Raw genomic sequence first — 16,066 nt, 5'->3', positions numbered from 1 at the left:
GCACTACTCCGTAGGCGCCTTTTCTATCGTAATTTCTTAAACCAGTTCTACAGATCCGCCGGCTGCTTCGATAGCCTGTTTTGCTTTCTCACTGATCGCGTTCACTTTCAGCGTTACTTTGCCTTTTACCTCACCCTGACCCAGCAGTTTCACTTTGTCAGTTTTGCTGATGAGGCCGTTCATGTACAGGTTCTCGAGGGAGAATTCCTGCAGACCATATTTTTCGATGATCTGATCCAGCTGGCCAACGTTGAACACTTTATATTCAGTACGGGAGATCGGGATAAAACCACGTTTGGGCAGACGGCGCTGAATAGGCATCTGACCACCTTCGTGGCCTCTCTTGCTGGAGTAACCGGTGTTGGATTGCGCACCTTTGTTACCTTTCGTAGCGGTACCACCTTTACCGGAAGCTTCACCACGACCCAGGCGTTTCTCTTTATGTACGGCGCCTTTTGCGGGCCTTAAATTCTGTAAGTTCATAGCTTTAATTGTTTTACTTACGCGGAAATCAACCGCTCGCTTTTACAATGATAGTTCAAAAATGTAAGATGCCAAATGTAAAAATAATATTTCTACATTATGCATTTACCTCTTCCACTTTTACCAGGTGGTTCACGGCGCGCACCATACCCAGTACCTGGGGGGTGGCTTCCACTTCCACGGAAGCGTTCATCTTCTTCAGACCGAGGGCCTTCAGGGTGAGCTTCTGTTTTTCCGGGCGATCGATACCGCTTTTTACCTGAGTGACTTTAATCTTTGCCATTTCGTTTTATATTTCCGCTGCCGGGGCTTGCACACCGGAGCGGGATTTTGGAATCAGGTTATTAACCGTTGAATACTTTCTTCATAGACACGCTGCGTGTTCTTGCGATCTGGATCGGCTCGCGCAGCAGGCCCAGGGCTTTGAAAGTAGCTTTTACCACGTTGTGCGGGTTGGCGGAGCCGAGAGACTTGGCCAGCACGTCCGTGATACCGGCGCTTTCCAGCACTGCGCGCATGGAACCACCTGCGATCACACCGGTACCGTGAGCGGCCGGTTTGATCAGCACTTTAGCGGCGCCTTCCTTTGCGAGCTGGTCGTGCGGAATAGTACCGTGGTGAATGGGAACTTTGATCAGGTTCTTCTTAGCGTCGTCGATACCTTTGGTGATGGCTTCCTGCACTTCCTTGGCTTTACCAAGACCGTGACCTACCACGCCGTTTTCGTTACCTACCACAACCAGTGCGGAGAAACTGAAGGTACGTCCGCCTTTGGTAGTTTTGGTAACCCTGTTGATCGCTACAACCTTTTCTTTCAGTTCCAGATCACCAGCTTTTACTTTATTGAATGAATTCTTTGCCATTTTTATTTAATAAGAATTACGATATCAGATTGTTTAGAATTGCAGACCGCCTTCACGTGCACCGTCAGCGGTTGCTTTTACACGGCCATGGTACAGGTAACCGCTTCTGTCGAATACGCAGGTGGTAATGCCCAGTGCAGTGGCTTTAGCGGCCAGTGCGGCACCTACCAGCTTTGATTTTTCGGTTTTGTTACCTTGCTGCGCTTTGATGTCCTTATCACGGGAAGAAGCGGAGGCCAGGGTAGTGCCATTGGTATCGTCAATCAGTTGCACATAGATCTCGGTGTTGCTGCGGTATACAGCCAGCCTGGGTTTTTGTGCAGTTCCGCTGATCCTTTTACGGATACGGTAGCGGATATTCTGTCTTCTGTCTGTTCTTGTACTCATTACTAAGTGTATTTAGAGCCCCGATGCTGCCGGGGCCATGTTCAGGGTAAAAGGCTTTCCGGCCTTTTACCCTGTGGTATTTTAATAATTCAGTTCATTGTTACCGGCGCCTATGCGGCCCGGAGCGGCCTGCTATTACTTACCGGCAGACTTACCGGCTTTCTTGCGTACCACTTCATCGCTGTAGCGAACACCTTTACCTTTGTACGGCTCGGGTTTGCGGAGGCTGCGGATCTTCGCGGCCACCTGGCCCAGCAGTTGTTTGTCGATGCCTTCCAGCATGATCTGCGGGTTCTTACCTTTTTCGGTGAGGGTCGCTACTTTCAGCTCCTTGGGCACTTCGAAGACGATGTTGTGGGAATATCCTAAAGATAAGTCCAGCAACTGCCCCTGGTTCGCAGCCTTGTAACCTACACCTACAAGCTCCAGCTGTTTTTTGAAACCATCGGTTACACCGGTCACCATGTTGGCCAGCAGTGCGCGGTACAGACCGTGCAGGGCGCGGTGGCGGATCTGGTCGGTCGGGCGCGCGATGTGCAGTTCACCTTCCTTTACTTCCACTTTGATATCGCGGTCGATCGTCTGTTTCAGCTCGCCTTTCGGGCCTTTCACCGTGATCTCGTTGGCAGGGGATACATTTACAGTAACGCCGCTGGCCAGTTTAATAGGAGCTCTTCCTATACGTGACATAATCAGTCAGTTTAATTGTGTTGTGAATCCGGTACTCCGTGTTCAGCGCCGTATAGAACGCTTAATTGTCAGACATACCGTTATCCCGCGCTGTTGAGGCGCGGGATAAAATATATTAATAAACGTAGCAAACTACTTCGCCACCTACATTCTGTGCTTTGGCTTCCTTATCGGTCATTACACCTTTGGAAGTAGAGATGATCGCGATACCAAGACCGTTCTTGATACGGACAAAGTTCTCGGGCTTGGAGTACTGGCGCAAACCGGGACGGCTGATGCGCTGCAGGTCATGGATGGCCGGAACCTTGGTTGTCGGATCGTACTTCAGGGCTATCTTGATGAGGCCCTGTTTGTTGTCTTCCTCGAATTTGTACTTCAGGATATAACCTTTGTCGTACAGGATCTCGGTAATGCGTTTCTTCAGTTTTGAAGCCGGGATTTCCACGATCCGGTGATTAGCCATCTGGGCGTTACGGATGCGTGTTAAAAAATCTGCTATTGGATCAGTGACCATTGTTTGTCAGTTTTTAAAAAATAAATGTGATAGCAAATCACAACAATGCGATATCCAATCGATATAGAAAGGTATCAATTACGTTTTTGTGCTGATAATTACCAGCTGGCCTTTGTTACGCCAGGGATCTTACCTGCCAGCGCCATGTCGCGGAACATGTTACGGCAAATGCCGAACTGACGGATGTATCCTTTCGGACGGCCGGACAGTTGACATCTGTTGTGCAGGCGAACGGGAGAAGCGTTCTTGGGCAGTTTGTCCAGTTCAGCATAGTTACCTTCTGCTTTCAGCGCGGCGCGCTTTTCAGCAAATTTGGCCACCATGGCTTCTCTCTTTCTTTGTCTGGCTTTTACGGATTCTTTTGCCATATTCTATTATTGATTATCTTTTTTAACGTTCTTGAAAGGCATGCCCAGTTCTTTCAGCAGCTCGTAAGCTTCTTCGTTGGTGGGGGCAGTGGTCACGAAAGTGATGTCCATACCGCTGATACGGGTCACCTTGTCGATGTCGATCTCCGGGAAGATGATCTGCTCGGTCACGCCCAGGGTATAGTTACCGCGGCCGTCGAAAGCTTTCTCGTTGATGCCTTTGAAGTCACGTACGCGGGGCAGGGATACGGAGATCAGCCTGTCCAGGAACTCGTACATGTTCACACCGCGCAGGGTCACACGCGCACCGATGGGCATGTGCTTACGCAGTTTGAAGTTGGAGATATCCTTTTTTGACAAAGTAGCGATCGCTTTCTGACCGGCGATACGGGTCATTTCGTCAACGGCGATATCCACCAGTTTCTTGTCGCCAACCGCACCGTTGATGCCCTGGTTCAGGCAGATCTTGGTGAGGCGGGGCACCTGCATGGTGCTTTTATAGTTGAATTTCTTTTGCAAAGCAGCCACCACTTCATTGCGGTATTTGGTTTGCAGCCTGGGTTGATACGTTGTGTTTGCCATTATTTGATTACCTCCCCTGATTTTTTAGCGATACGAACTACTTTTCCGTTTTCTCTCTGGCGGCCTACGCGCGTAGGTTTGCCAGCCTTTGCGTCCCACAACATCACGTTGGAGATGGCAATAGGCGCTTCCTGCTTAACAATACCGCCTTTGGTATTCTGGGCAGAAGGTTTGGTGTGCTTCGTGATGATATTAACGCCTTCCACTAATACACGGGACTTGTCGATAATCACCTCCAATACCTTGCGGGGCTTGGTCCGGTCCTTATCATCACCGGCAATTACCACAACCAGGTCGCCTTTCTTAATGTTGAACTTAGGCTTAAATCTAGTTTTCATCTGTTTGTTTATTTAAACGCCAAGCGAAACCCTTGTTCCGCTTGATTAATACTTTATGTCGTTTTTGAAACGGGCTGCAAAGATAAGCTTAAAAACTAACAATCTAAAAAGTAAATATTGAAAGGCGTTTCCGGTTCTTCATCGTTTCCATCACACCTTTCAATTATTCAATTTTTTAATCTCTTATCCGTTACAACTCACCTCATTAAAGCACTTCAGGTGCCAGAGAGATGATCTTCATATATCCTTTATCGCGAAGCTCACGGGCAACCGGACCGAAAATACGGGTACCGCGGGGCTCGTCGGCATTGTTCAGCAATACAACGGCGTTGTCATCGAAGCGGATGTAAGAACCGTCGCGGCGGCGCAGTTTCTTTTTGGTCCTTACAATAACAGCTTTTGTTACTGTGCCTTTCTTTACGCCACCACCGGGGATCGCGTCTTTTACCGTCACCACAATCTTGTCACCCACCCCTGCATAGTCCTGGCCGGAGTTGCCGAGTACGCGGATGCAGAGCACTTCCTTGGCACCACTGTTATCAGCTACGTTCAGCCTTGATTCTTGTTGTATCATCGTAATACGTTTGTTAATTGTTTTAGCAGCGGCTGCAGGTCATGATACTACCGGCAGCTTGAAACAAATGAATAATTACTTTACTTTCTCGATCACTTCCACCAGGCGCCAGCATTTGTTTTTGCTGATCGGGCGTGTTTCCATGATCCTTACGAGGTCACCAATGCTGCACTCGTTCTTGTCGTCCTGTGCCATGAACTTGGTGGTTTTCTTTACGAACTTACCATAGATCGGGTGTTTTACCTTACGTTCTACGTTCACGGTAATGGTCTTATCCATTTTGTTGCTGGATACGACGCCGATCCTGGTCTTTCTTAATTTTCTTTCGGTCATTTTGAAAGTTGTTTTACTTCCGGGCCTCGTTCACGAGGCGATAAAATTGTTTATGAATGCAGTTCCTGCCCGGGGCCTTCCGGCTGAGGCTAGAATCCCAGTTCTCTTTTGCGCAGTTCAGTCTGAATGCGTGCGATCTCCCTTCTCATGAAACGGATGCTCATGGGATTTTCGATCGGTGTTACCGCATGGCTGAACGTGATCTTTTTCAAGCGCACTTGCTCTTCAGACAGTTTGTCTTTGAGATCCTGATCGCTCAGGCCTTTCAGATCCAGTTTTGCTTTAGGCATTTGTATAAATTTTGTGCTGGTTATCAGGTTTTGTTAAATTCCGCGCTTTGCAATTAAGCAACGTAATCGCGGCGTACTACGAATTTCACCTTGATCGGCAGTTTCTGTGCGGCCAGTTCCATCGCTTCTTTAGCGACCTGCAGGGGCACACCGTCTGCTTCGAACAGGATGCGACCGGGCTTTACAACGGCTGCCCAATGGTCGGGAGCACCTTTACCTTTACCCATCCTCACTTCCAACGGCTTGGCGGTGATCGGTTTGTCGGGGAAAATACGGATCCACACGTTACCTTCACGCTTCATATGCCTGGTCAGCGCCACCCTGGCAGCTTCAATCTGCCGGTCTGTGATCCACTTAGGTTCCAATGCTTTAAGGCCGAATGAACCGAAAGAAATGGCTGCGCCTCTCTTTGCGTTACCTTTGATGCGGCCTTTGTGCATCTTCCTGTGTTTCGTTCTCTTGGGCTGTAACATCGTTTATGTTGTTAAAAAGTTTGTTTAAATGATATTTCCAACGGGCAGTGCGATTATTTGCGCGGGCCACGGTCTCCACCACCTCTTCTTTCTCCGCCACCACGGTGATCCCTTCTCTCGCCGCCACGGTCGCCACGGTGATCGCGGCCGCCGCCTGTACGTCCTTCTCCTTCCTTACCGGAGATAGCGTTCGGGTTCAGATCACGTTTGCCCAGTACTTCACCTTTACAGATCCATACCTTGATACCGATCTTGCCGTACACGGTCAGTGCGAACAGGGACGCATAGTCGATGTCCATACGGTAAGTATGCAGGGGCACACGGCCTTGTTTCATTTCTTCGGAACGGGCGATCTCCGCACCACCCAAACGGCCGCCTACTTTCACTTTGATACCTTCTGCACCCATGCGGAGCGCGGTAGCAATGGCCATTTTGATAGCGCGTTTGTAGTTGATACGGCTTTCGATCTGCTTGGCGATCGTTTCAGCAACGATGGTTGCATCCACCTCGGGACGACGGATCTCCAGGATGTTGATCTGGACGTCTTCCTTGCCGGTGAGCTTTTTCAGCTCTTCCTTGATGCGATCCACTTCGTTACCGCCTTTACCTATGATGATACCAGGTTTGGAGGTATGAATGGTAATAATGAGCTTACCGAGCGTTCTTTCGATCACTACCCTGGAAATGCCGCCTTTGTTGATACGTGCATTCAGGTAAGTTCTGATCTTGTTATCTTCGATCAGCTTGGCTGCATAGTCTTTCTTGCTGCCATACCAATTAGAGTCCCATCCTCTGATGATACCTAACCTGTTACCAATAGGATTTGTTTTCTGACCCATGTTCTGGTTTTATTTGTCTATGAGTTTAAATATTGTTTTTCCTTTGTTCGTTTATTGCTGCGCAGCGCGGCCGTCTACAACAATTGTTACGTGATTGCTTCTTTTGCGTACACGGTAACCCCTTCCCTGCGGAGCCGGGCGCATCCTTTTGAGAACGCGTCCACCATCAACAAAAATGGTTTTAACGAACAGGTTGGCATCTTCTACCCTCGCGCCTTCATTCTTCACTTTCCAGTTGGCTACTGCAGACAGCAGCAGTTTCTCCAGCGGAGTGCTCGGGTGTTTAGGATGGAATTTCAAAATATTCAAAGCTTTCTCTACTTCCATGCCGCGGATCAGGTCTGCCAGCAGACGCATTTTGCGGGTGGAGGTAGGATTATTGTTCAGCTTAGCTACTGCTTCCATTGTTATTTGTTTCTGTGTTATATAAGTTTCGTATTACAGTTTCCGGTTCTGCTGTTTCCTTCGTCCTTCCGATGTTCCTTAACCTGAACCGAAAACGGGAAACTTTAAAACGGATACTACATTTTCTTGTTAGCGTGCCCTTTGAAGTTACGGGTAGGTGCAAACTCACCAAGCTTGTGACCTACCATGAACTCGGTTACGTAAACCGGGATGAACTTGTTACCGTTGTGCACAGCAAAAGTGTGACCCACAAAGTCGGGAGTAATGGTAGAGCGGCGGCTCCAGGTTTTGATAACCGTACGCTTGGTGCCCTCGTTCTGTTTTTCTACCTTCTTCTCTAATTTGAAGTCTACGTAAGGACCTTTTTTAATGGAACGACCCATGTTCTTGTTTATTTAAATTTCAACCCCGGTGTTAGCGGGATTGAAACTTGTTAAGCGTTATTATAATTTCTTACCGTTTTTCCGCGTGATGATCAGCTTGTCAGAGCTCTTATGCGATTTCCTGGTTTTCAGACCTTTCGCATATTTGCCTGTTCTGGACCTCGGGTGACCGCCGGAAGAACGGCCTTCACCACCACCCATCGGGTGATCCACAGGGTTCATCGCTACACCACGGTTGCGGGGGCGGATGCCTCTCCAGCGGTTGGCGCCTGCCTTACCGATGGACTGCAGTGCGTGGTCGGAGTTGGAAACGGTACCTACGGTGGCCATGCAGGTGCTCAGCACTTTGCGCAGCTCGCCGGAGGGCATTTTCAGCACGGCGTATTTTTCTTCCTTGTTGCTCAGCTGGGCATAAGCACCGGCGCTGCGTGCGATCGCACCGCCTTTACCAGGCTGCAGCTCGATGTTATGTACAACAGTACCCAGGGGCATGTTCTTCAGCGGCAATGCGTTACCCAGTTCAGGCGCTACTTCCGCACCGCTGATAACAGTGGTGCCTACCTGCAGGCCCTGGGGCGCAATGATATAACGTTTCTCACCGTCCGCATAGCTCAGCAAGGAGATGAATGCGCTACGGTTCGGATCGTATTCGATCGATTTAACAGTAGCGGGGATGTTTACCTTATCACGTTTGAAGTCGATGATACGGTATTGTTTCTTGTGGCCACCGCCGATATAGCGCATGGACCTTCTACCTTGCACGTTCCTGCCGCCGGTTCTCGGAGCGGGCGCCAGCAGGCTCTTCTCCGGGGTGTCGGTGGTCAGCTCTGCGAACGCATTGCCGATCTTCCAACGGGTACCGGCTGTGACCGGTTTGTACTTTTTCAGTGCCATTTTCTACTTAATTCAAAATGATTTAATAGACTATTTATAAGTTGATCTGTATATACATCCAGGTTAGCGGCTTACGCCGTTAACGGCACTTATATGTTAGCATACAGATCTATGGTTTCTCCTGCGGCCAGTGTGATCACGGCTTTCTTGTAGGAGGGCTTGCGGCCGGAAATAAAACCTGCTTTGGTAAAGCGGGTCTTGTTCTTGCCAGGCATCACCTGTGTGTTCACTTCTGCAACGGTTACACCGTAGAAGTCTTCCACTGCTTTCTTGATCTCCAGTTTGTTGGCTTTTTTGTCAACAATGAAGTAAAAGCGGTTGAACTTTTCAGTCGCCTTGTTTACCTTCTCCGAAATCACCGGCTTGATTAAAACATCAGACAGTTTCATCTTATTTATTATTTGTTGCGAGGTCCGATCACTCATCCCCCGCATGCATTTTTAATTTGTTACGCTTCAACTACATCAGCAGGCTCTTCGGTGAAGATCTTTGCTGCGCTTTCCGTGAAAACCAGGTAGTTGCTGTTCATGATCTCGTAAGTGTTCACATCGCTCAGCACGGTACCGTCTACGGTAGGGATGTTGCGGAGGGACAGGTATACGTTATCATTGTACTCAGGCAGCACCACGAGGGTTTTCTTGGCGCCTGTGTTGATGTTCAGGTTTTTGAGGATGCCCTGGAACTGTTTGGTCTTCGGCGCATCCAGGCTGATATCCTCCACGATGATGATGCTGTTTTCCTTTGCTTTCGCAGACAATGCGGAGATCTTCGCCAGGTCCTTCACTTTACGGTTCAGTTTGATATCGTAAGCGTGAGGCTTGGGGCCGAAGATGGTACCACCACCTTTATAGAGCGGGTTACGGATGTTACCTTTACGGGAACCGCCGGTACCTTTTTGTTTGTGCAGTTTGCGGGAAGCACCTTTTACTTCAGCACGGGTCTTTACCTTGTGCGTACCCTGACGTTGCGCAGCCAGGTATTGCTTTACAGCGAGGTAGATCACGTGATTGTTCGGCTCCACACCAAAGATCTCTTCAGGAAGCTCGATGGTCCTGCCGGTTTTCTTACCTTCTATATTTAAAATATCTAGTTGCATACTATTTCTGGATTAAAACGATTGAACCAATGTGGCCGGGAACGGAACCACTTACCAGGATATAATTCTTCTCAGGGAATACCTTCAGCACTTTCAGACCTTTTACTTTCACCCTTTCGTTACCCAGCTGGCCTGCCATGCGCATACCTTTGAATACACGGGAAGGATAAGAAGAACCACCTACGGAACCGGGCGCTCTCTGACGGTCGTGCTGACCGTGGGTAGCTTCACCCACACCGCTGAACCCGTGGCGTTTTACAACACCCTGGAAGCCTTTACCTTTGGAAGTTCCCACAACGTCAACAACCTCACCTTCAGCGAAGATCTCGCAGGTGATGGTTTCGCCGAGCGCCTTGGCAACGGCCGCGTCCGGATTGCGGAATTCTTTTACGTAACGTTTAGGGGAGGTCTGTGCTTTCGCGAAGTGATTTTGTTCTGCTTTGGTGGCGTGCTTTTCTTTCTTGTCACCAAATGCTACCTGTACGGCATCGTACCCGTCGGTGGATTGGGATTTCACCTGGGAAACAACGCATGGGCCAGCTTCGATAATGGTGCAGGCAGTCTGCTTACCATTGGCCTCGAAGATACTGGTCATGCCAATCTTTTTACCAATAATACCTTTCATTTGTTATATAATTTAGCCCAGCGCCTGAGGGATCTCCAGCTATCCTCAGGATGAGCGGTTTAAATACTGTTTATTGGGCGGCTACCCAGAAGGCGTAGCCTGATGTTTGCTGTCGTCATAAAACACCTCAGGCGGGCCTTGTGCCCACCTTGCCGAGGTCCTTTCTCCTGTTACGCCTTGATCTCCACTTCAACACCGGAAGGCAGATCCAGCTTGCTCAGCGCATCCACGGTCCGGGAAGAAGATGTGTAAATGTCCAACAAACGCTTATGCGTACACAGTTGGAATTGCTCACGCGCTTTCTTGTTCACGTGCGGAGAACGCAGTACCGTAAAGATTTTTTTCTCTGTAGGTAAAGGAATGGGACCTGTTACCACGGCACCCGTGTTACGCACGGTTTTTACGATCTTCTCGGCAGATTTATCAACCAGATTGTGATCGTAGGACTTCAGCTTGATTCTAATTCTCTGAGACATATGCAATGAACTTCTTCTTATTTACCCCTTACAATTTGGGAGGGCAAAGGTATGTTTTATTTTAATTACGGCAAAGATTTTGGAGGGATATTTCTGTAGAATGTTGGATTATATTGATTTTTTGCCGCGCTTCCCGTAGCTTTATCTGGTCATTGCAAGTTACATCATTTATTTAAACTGTTTATTCCCAATACATTACTATCCCGCCATGCGCCTTCTGCCGATCACTATACTATTATTGCTCAGCTACCCGGTTTTTTCCCAGGATACGACCGAAAAGCCCCTCACGCCCGCAGAAATGGAGGAGGAATTCCGGAGCAGCCTCGCCGCGCTGAAAGCGGACGTGCTTCCCGAATTCCCCGGTGGACAAGCCAATCTGGAACGCTGGCTCGCCGGCAGCCTCAACGTTCCCTACATCCGCCTCCGCGAAGATACCGTGGTGACGGTGTACGTGGACTTCATCGTAGATCAGGAAGGAAGGGTGACGGACGCGAAGATCAGGTATCCGACCTTCCGGCAGCTGGACAAGGAGGTGCTGGAAATGTTCTACCGCATGCCGAAGTGGAAACCCGGCATCCTCAACGGCAAATTCGTTCCCCTGAACCTCACCATCCCCATGAAAGTGGCCCTGGGCAACAGCATGCGTAAACCATACGACGTGCCGGCGCCGGAACTGAGCAAGCTCCCGCAATACAAGGGCGGCGGCAAAGCCCTGGCCTATTTCATCCGGAAAAACCTGCAATACCCGGCGGAAGCCCGGTCAGCGGGCATCGGCGGAGCGGTGGTGGTGGAATTCCTGGTGATGTCTAACGGGCGGGTAGACAATGCGGCTACCATCGGCAGCGCCATCGGGTACGGGCTGGAGGAAGAAGCGGTCCGGATCGTGGAGAAAATGCCCAAATGGATACCGGCGCAGCTGGAAGGCAGGTCCGTGACGGCCAAACACCAGCTGGTGATCCGGTTCGATCCGCCGAAGGCGGCAAGCGCGGCGGGAAGGAAAGAATAAGCGGACCTTACCCGCCCGGAGGCGTGCAAAATCCGCTTTATCATTGCTTGCGATGGGAAAAACTATCTGTTGCCTTCTTCCCGGATGATCTGCTTCGCTTTTGCGGAAGGCAGATAGATCTGGAAACCGAGGTTCACGCCTACCCTGTGTGCCGTTGTGGAACTTCCGAAACCTACCGTCAGATCGTATTTCAGCAAACCTTCCAGGGCTACATTTGGCGTAATGAAATAAGCCAGGCCGGGACCGAAACCAACACCAAGGCCATTGGTATTCGTACTCTCATCACCCGCTTTTGTGTTGACCCCGTTGAAGCCTACATTCGCTTCCAGGAACCAGCGGGCCCTTTTGGATACCTCTATGTCCTTATCCTTAATATAATAGCGGCCAAATGCGCCAATACCATACAGGAAATCCGTCTGATCATTCCCGGTAGAAAGGCCCAGGTTAACATCAATACCGATGGCGATATCGTCCTTGATAAACCATCCCAGTTTCGGCGTAAGGTTCAGGTTAAATTTGCTTCCTCCATTCTGGAAAGTACCGCCAATATTGGCAAGATTCGCACCTGCCAGCATATTTCCTTTCTCTGTCTGGGCATAAGTAGTAGCAGAAAACAACATGGCGGTCAACACCAGGGTTAAGTAACCAACTTTTCTCATATAGATGTGTTTTGATGAATTGCTTGCTCTCATTAACATTCATCGGTAGCAGGGGTAAACAGGAAAATGCTGATTATGAAGACAATAAACATACCATTTAACAACGGGATCAAAAAAAGGTTGAGGGGACGGGAGGATTTTTTTAACATGGCAACAAATTTGTTCGTTCTATATTAAAACATCTATGAAACCGCTGGCCATATCAACCTGCATGCTGACACTGCTTTGCATCACGCTTTCCTGTAAAAAGAACTCCGGAAAATCGCCGGAAGACCCCAACTGGCCGAAAGACAGCGTCCGCGTAGTGGTGGACGACGGCATTTCCCGCCCCTGGGAGATCCTCTGGGGACCGGACGATCACATCTGGATGACGGAAAGAAACGGCCGCATCAGCCGGGTAGATCCCAAAACAGGGGAAGTAAAGCCGCTGCTGACGATTGAGGACGTGGTGGCGAACGGTGAAGGCGGCCTCCTCGGCATGGTGCTCCACCCTGATTTCGGCCAGACGCCGGACGTGTACGTGGTGTACAACTACAACAGCGCCAACGGCTACCGCGAAAAAGTAGTGCGCTACCGCTACGCCAACAACACGCTCAGCTCCCCCGCCATCATCATCGACAACATCCCCGCCGCCGGCATCCACAACGGCTCCCGGCTGCTGATCAGTCCGGATAACAAGCTGTTCATCACCACCGGGGATGCCTCCAACTCCGGCAACGCCCAGCTGCCCGGCTCCCTGAGCGGCAAGGTGCTCCGGCTGAACCTGGACGGCTCCGTGCCGGCGGACAACCCCTACCCCGACAATCCCGCCTGGAGCATCGGCCACCGCAACCCGCAGGGGCTGGTATATGCGAACGGCATCCTGTATGCCGCCGAGCATGGCGCCGGCATTGAAGACGAGGTGAACATCATAGAAAAGCAGCGCAACTACGGCTGGCCCACCGTGGAAGGGCCATGCAACGGCGGGGAAACCGTGTTCTGCACGGCCAATAACGTGAAGGAACCCATCTGGTCTACCGGCAACAGCACATTCGCGTTATGCGGACTGGACTATTACAACAACGACCGCATCCCCCAGTGGAAAAACTCCCTGCTGGTACTCAGCCTCAAAAACACTACGCTGTACCAGCTGAAGCTCAGCGGCGACGGTAAAAGCGTGGCATCCACGAAGAACTATTTCACCGGGGCATTCGGCCGCCTGCGGGACATTTGCATTTCGCCGGCCGGGAGGGTATATATCTGTACGGACGAAAACGACGGCCAGCTCATCGAAATAAGCAAACCGGAATGATCATTTGACCGTTCATTCATAAAAAAAAGACCCTCCGGAATCCGAAGGGCCTTTTTTATTTCTATCTATCAACTTGTGCTAATTAGGCATTCACTTTTCCTTTCACCTTGGCCACCACTTCTTCAGCGATGTTGTTCGGTGCAGGGCTGTAGTGAGAGAACTCCATGATGGACGTAGCGCGGCCGGAAGACAGTGAACGCAGCTGCGTCACGTAACCGAACATTTCGCTCAGGGGCACTTTGGCTTTGATCACCTGTGCGCCTGCACGGGATTCCATACCTTCCAGCATACCACGGCGGCGGTTGAGGTCACCGGTCACGTCACCCATGTACTGGTCAGGCGTGGTTACCTCTACTTTCATGATAGGCTCGAGCAGTACGGGTTTCGCTTTACGGCCGGCTTCACGGAAGGCGGACTTGGCGCAAAGCTCGAAAGACATGGCGTCGGAGTCCACTGCGTGGAAAGAACCGTCGAACAGGCGAACCTTCAGGCTGGTCATCGGGAAGTTTGCGAGCACGCCATTGTTCATGGATTGTTCGAAACCTTTCTGTACAGCCGGGATGAACTCTTTCGGGATCGCACCACCGAAGATGTCGTTCACGAACTGGAAGAACTTACCGTCGTTTTCTTTCAGCCATTCTGAATCAGCAGGGCCGATTTCAATCTGGATGTCGGCGAATTTACCGCGGCCACCGGTTTGTTTCTTGAACACTTCGCGGTGCTCCACCACTTTGGTAAATGCTTCTTTATAAGCAACCTGGGGCGCGCCCTGGTTTACTTCTACTTTGAATTCGCGGCGCATACGGTCCAGGATGATCTCCAGGTGAAGCTCACCCATACCGGATAATACGGTCTGGCCGGTTTCTTCATCTGTTTTCACCTTCAGGGTAGGATCTTCTTCCACAAGCTTGGCGATGGCGAGGCCCATTTTATCAACGTCCGCCTGTGTTTTAGGCTCGATCGCGATAGAGATCACCGGATCGGGGAAGGTCATGGATTCGAGTACGATCGGATGATCTTCATGGCAGAGGGTATCGCCTGTTTTGATATCCTTGAAACCAACAGCCGCGCCGATGTCACCTGCTTCGATGAAATCGATCGGGTTCTGCTTGTTGGCGTGCATCTGCATGATACGGCTGATACGCTCGTTCTTGCCGGTGCGGGTGTTCAGCACGTAAGAACCTGCGTCCAGGTGACCGGAATAAGCCCGGAAGAAGGCGAGACGGCCCACGAAAGGATCGGTCATGATCTTGAACGCCAGCGCAGCGAAAGGTTCTTTCGCGGAAGGTTTACGTTCCAGCTCTTCACCGGTATCGGGGTTGGTGCCTTTTACCGCTTCGATGTCCATCGGAGAAGGCAGGTAGCGGCAAACCGCGTCCAGCATCTTCTGCACACCTTTGTTCTTGAAGGAAGAACCGCACATCATCGGGATGATGGCGATGTCTATCGTAGCCTTACGGATCGCTTCGTGGATCTCCGCTTCGGAAATGGAATTGGGATCTTCGAAGAATTTCTCCATCAGGGTATCGTCGTATTCAGCAACCGCTTCCACCAGCTTGGCTCTCCATTCTTCTGCCTCTTCTTTCATGTCGGCAGGAATCTCGATCTCCTGGTAGGTAGCGCCTTTACCGGCTTCGTCCCAGATAATGCCTTTCATGGTGATCAGGTCCACCACGCCTTTGAAGTTATCTTCAGCGCCGATCGGCAGGGTCAGGGGAACGGGGTTGGCGCCGAGCATTTCCTTCACCTGTTTTACCACGTTCAGGAAGTCCGCTCCGGAGCGGTCCATTTTGTTCACAAAACCGATACGGGGTACCTTGTAACGGTTAGCCTGACGCCATACAGTCTCGGACTGAGGCTCAACGCCGGATACGGCGCAGAACAATGCAACCAGACCATCCAGTACACGCAGGGAGCGCTCCACCTCTACGGTAAAGTCAACGTGGCCCGGCGTATCGATGATGTTGAATTTATACTGTTTAGTATCAGGCGTACTTTGTCCCTGTAAGGTAGGGAAGTTCCAGAAACAGGTAGTGGCCGCAGATGTGATGGTAATACCTCTCTCCTGCTCCTGGGCCATCCAGTCCATCGTGGCTGCCCCTTCGTGAACCTCACCTATTTTGTGGGTCTTCCCTGTATAATACAGGATACGCTCTGTGGTAGTGGTCTTACCCGCATCAATGTGCGCCGCAATACCAAAGTTTCTTTGAAATCTTAAGTCTGCCATAAAAGTAAAATGACTATAAGTAATGCAATTTGGGGGGCAAAGGTAATCTATTTCGATCAATAAATAAAGATGGATTTATTTGCCAAATTGTTAAATCGGCCTTCAACCGTATGCGGATGAATTTCCGCCAGCCATCCGGCAAAAGCCGCCAGAAATGAAATTGAACTCCCAAAGCCTTTACTGCCAATGATTTTTAACTATCTTTAAGCTGTTAAAAGCTAATTGAGCCCCCATTATCTAAGCAATTAAAGGAAGTTTAACATTCACCGG

Annotated in this window: 25 protein-coding genes; 2 read left to right on the top strand and 23 right to left on the bottom strand. The window is 50.2% G+C overall.

Annotated features, from left to right (window positions below):
- Nucleotides 1–36 precede the first annotated feature (36 nt).
- From rplO to rpsJ, 21 genes are all read right to left on the bottom strand, one after another.
- Entirely contained in the window at nt 37–483 is a 447-nt protein-coding gene (gene rplO / locus CCY01nite_RS12710; protein WP_146861953.1) for a 50S ribosomal protein L15, read from the bottom strand.
- Nucleotides 484–580: 97 nt separating this feature from the next.
- On the bottom strand, nt 581–766 hold the full coding sequence (rpmD, locus tag CCY01nite_RS12705; protein WP_146861950.1) for a 50S ribosomal protein L30: 186 nt from the start codon (nt 764–766) through the stop codon (nt 581–583).
- Between the two features lie 61 nt (nt 767–827).
- Complete coding sequence (rpsE, locus tag CCY01nite_RS12700; RefSeq protein ID WP_146861947.1) at nt 828–1,346, bottom strand: 30S ribosomal protein S5; 519 nt, start codon at nt 1,344–1,346, stop codon at nt 828–830.
- Nucleotides 1,347–1,379: 33 nt separating this feature from the next.
- Entirely contained in the window at nt 1,380–1,733 is a 354-nt protein-coding gene (gene rplR, locus CCY01nite_RS12695) for a 50S ribosomal protein L18 (protein WP_146861945.1), read from the bottom strand.
- A 135-nt stretch (nt 1,734–1,868) separates the two neighbouring features.
- Complete coding sequence (gene rplF, locus CCY01nite_RS12690; RefSeq protein ID WP_146861942.1) at nt 1,869–2,423, bottom strand: 50S ribosomal protein L6; 555 nt, start codon at nt 2,421–2,423, stop codon at nt 1,869–1,871.
- Between the two features lie 115 nt (nt 2,424–2,538).
- Nucleotides 2,539–2,937 carry a 30S ribosomal protein S8 gene (gene rpsH, locus CCY01nite_RS12685; protein WP_146861939.1) on the bottom strand — a complete coding sequence of 133 codons (399 nt, stop codon included), beginning with the start codon at nt 2,935–2,937 and terminating at the stop codon, nt 2,539–2,541.
- Nucleotides 2,938–3,035: 98 nt separating this feature from the next.
- Nucleotides 3,036–3,305, bottom strand: a complete 270-nt coding sequence (gene rpsN / locus CCY01nite_RS12680; protein WP_146861936.1) for a 30S ribosomal protein S14 — start codon at nt 3,303–3,305, stop codon at nt 3,036–3,038.
- A gap of 6 nt (nt 3,306–3,311) precedes the next feature.
- A complete protein-coding gene (gene rplE / locus CCY01nite_RS12675) occupies nt 3,312–3,887 on the bottom strand; it encodes a 50S ribosomal protein L5 (protein WP_146861933.1) in 576 nt (191 codons plus the stop codon).
- Complete coding sequence (gene rplX / locus CCY01nite_RS12670) at nt 3,887–4,225, bottom strand: 50S ribosomal protein L24 (RefSeq protein ID WP_146861930.1); 339 nt, start codon at nt 4,223–4,225, stop codon at nt 3,887–3,889. The genes rplE and rplX overlap by 1 nt, the downstream gene beginning before the upstream one ends.
- A gap of 205 nt (nt 4,226–4,430) precedes the next feature.
- Complete coding sequence (gene rplN / locus CCY01nite_RS12665; protein WP_146861927.1) at nt 4,431–4,799, bottom strand: 50S ribosomal protein L14; 369 nt, start codon at nt 4,797–4,799, stop codon at nt 4,431–4,433.
- Nucleotides 4,800–4,874: 75 nt separating this feature from the next.
- On the bottom strand, nt 4,875–5,132 hold the full coding sequence (gene rpsQ / locus CCY01nite_RS12660; protein WP_146861924.1) for a 30S ribosomal protein S17: 258 nt from the start codon (nt 5,130–5,132) through the stop codon (nt 4,875–4,877).
- A gap of 89 nt (nt 5,133–5,221) precedes the next feature.
- The gene (gene rpmC / locus CCY01nite_RS12655) at nt 5,222–5,422 is read right to left on the bottom strand and encodes a 50S ribosomal protein L29 (protein WP_146861921.1); all 201 of its coding nucleotides are present in this window, start codon (nt 5,420–5,422) and stop codon (nt 5,222–5,224) included.
- 53 nt (nt 5,423–5,475) lie between these two features.
- Entirely contained in the window at nt 5,476–5,895 is a 420-nt protein-coding gene (gene rplP / locus CCY01nite_RS12650; RefSeq protein WP_146861918.1) for a 50S ribosomal protein L16, read from the bottom strand.
- 53 nt (nt 5,896–5,948) lie between these two features.
- Nucleotides 5,949–6,734, bottom strand: a complete 786-nt coding sequence (gene rpsC, locus CCY01nite_RS12645) for a 30S ribosomal protein S3 (protein ID WP_146861915.1) — start codon at nt 6,732–6,734, stop codon at nt 5,949–5,951.
- A gap of 51 nt (nt 6,735–6,785) precedes the next feature.
- Nucleotides 6,786–7,139: a 50S ribosomal protein L22 gene (gene rplV, locus CCY01nite_RS12640; protein ID WP_146861912.1), complete on the bottom strand. Its 354-nt coding sequence runs from the start codon at nt 7,137–7,139 to the stop codon at nt 6,786–6,788.
- Between the two features lie 116 nt (nt 7,140–7,255).
- Complete coding sequence (gene rpsS / locus CCY01nite_RS12635) at nt 7,256–7,522, bottom strand: 30S ribosomal protein S19 (protein WP_120516921.1); 267 nt, start codon at nt 7,520–7,522, stop codon at nt 7,256–7,258.
- Between the two features lie 60 nt (nt 7,523–7,582).
- Nucleotides 7,583–8,416: a 50S ribosomal protein L2 gene (gene rplB, locus CCY01nite_RS12630; RefSeq protein WP_146861909.1), complete on the bottom strand. Its 834-nt coding sequence runs from the start codon at nt 8,414–8,416 to the stop codon at nt 7,583–7,585.
- 89 nt (nt 8,417–8,505) lie between these two features.
- Nucleotides 8,506–8,805 carry a 50S ribosomal protein L23 gene (gene rplW, locus CCY01nite_RS12625; RefSeq protein WP_146861906.1) on the bottom strand — a complete coding sequence of 100 codons (300 nt, stop codon included), beginning with the start codon at nt 8,803–8,805 and terminating at the stop codon, nt 8,506–8,508.
- 59 nt (nt 8,806–8,864) lie between these two features.
- Entirely contained in the window at nt 8,865–9,512 is a 648-nt protein-coding gene (rplD, locus tag CCY01nite_RS12620; protein ID WP_146861903.1) for a 50S ribosomal protein L4, read from the bottom strand.
- 1 nt (nt 9,513) lies between these two features.
- The gene (rplC, locus tag CCY01nite_RS12615; protein WP_146861900.1) at nt 9,514–10,137 is read right to left on the bottom strand and encodes a 50S ribosomal protein L3; all 624 of its coding nucleotides are present in this window, start codon (nt 10,135–10,137) and stop codon (nt 9,514–9,516) included.
- A 170-nt stretch (nt 10,138–10,307) separates the two neighbouring features.
- Complete coding sequence (rpsJ, locus tag CCY01nite_RS12610; RefSeq protein ID WP_012789286.1) at nt 10,308–10,613, bottom strand: 30S ribosomal protein S10; 306 nt, start codon at nt 10,611–10,613, stop codon at nt 10,308–10,310.
- Nucleotides 10,614–10,821: 208 nt separating this feature from the next.
- On the opposite strand from rpsJ, the gene CCY01nite_RS12605 reads away from it, so the two are divergent.
- Nucleotides 10,822–11,619 carry an energy transducer TonB gene (locus CCY01nite_RS12605; RefSeq protein ID WP_146861897.1) on the top strand — a complete coding sequence of 266 codons (798 nt, stop codon included), beginning with the start codon at nt 10,822–10,824 and terminating at the stop codon, nt 11,617–11,619.
- A 62-nt stretch (nt 11,620–11,681) separates the two neighbouring features.
- Here CCY01nite_RS12605 and CCY01nite_RS12600 read toward each other — a convergent pair whose 3' ends face one another.
- Nucleotides 11,682–12,278, bottom strand: a complete 597-nt coding sequence (locus tag CCY01nite_RS12600) for an outer membrane beta-barrel protein (protein ID WP_146861894.1) — start codon at nt 12,276–12,278, stop codon at nt 11,682–11,684.
- A gap of 211 nt (nt 12,279–12,489) precedes the next feature.
- On the opposite strand from CCY01nite_RS12600, the gene CCY01nite_RS12595 reads away from it, so the two are divergent.
- Nucleotides 12,490–13,569: a PQQ-dependent sugar dehydrogenase gene (locus CCY01nite_RS12595; protein WP_222614379.1), complete on the top strand. Its 1,080-nt coding sequence runs from the start codon at nt 12,490–12,492 to the stop codon at nt 13,567–13,569.
- Between the two features lie 82 nt (nt 13,570–13,651).
- On the opposite strand, the gene fusA is transcribed toward CCY01nite_RS12595, so the two are convergent.
- The gene (fusA, locus tag CCY01nite_RS12590; RefSeq protein ID WP_146861888.1) at nt 13,652–15,796 is read right to left on the bottom strand and encodes an elongation factor G; all 2,145 of its coding nucleotides are present in this window, start codon (nt 15,794–15,796) and stop codon (nt 13,652–13,654) included.
- Nucleotides 15,797–16,066 lie beyond the last annotated feature (270 nt).

This window comes from Chitinophaga cymbidii, assembly GCF_007992715.1.
GTDB classification, from domain to species: domain Bacteria; phylum Bacteroidota; class Bacteroidia; order Chitinophagales; family Chitinophagaceae; genus Chitinophaga; species Chitinophaga cymbidii.
Note: the sequence above shows the minus strand (reverse complement) of the source record. Positions and strands in the feature narration are given on the sequence as shown.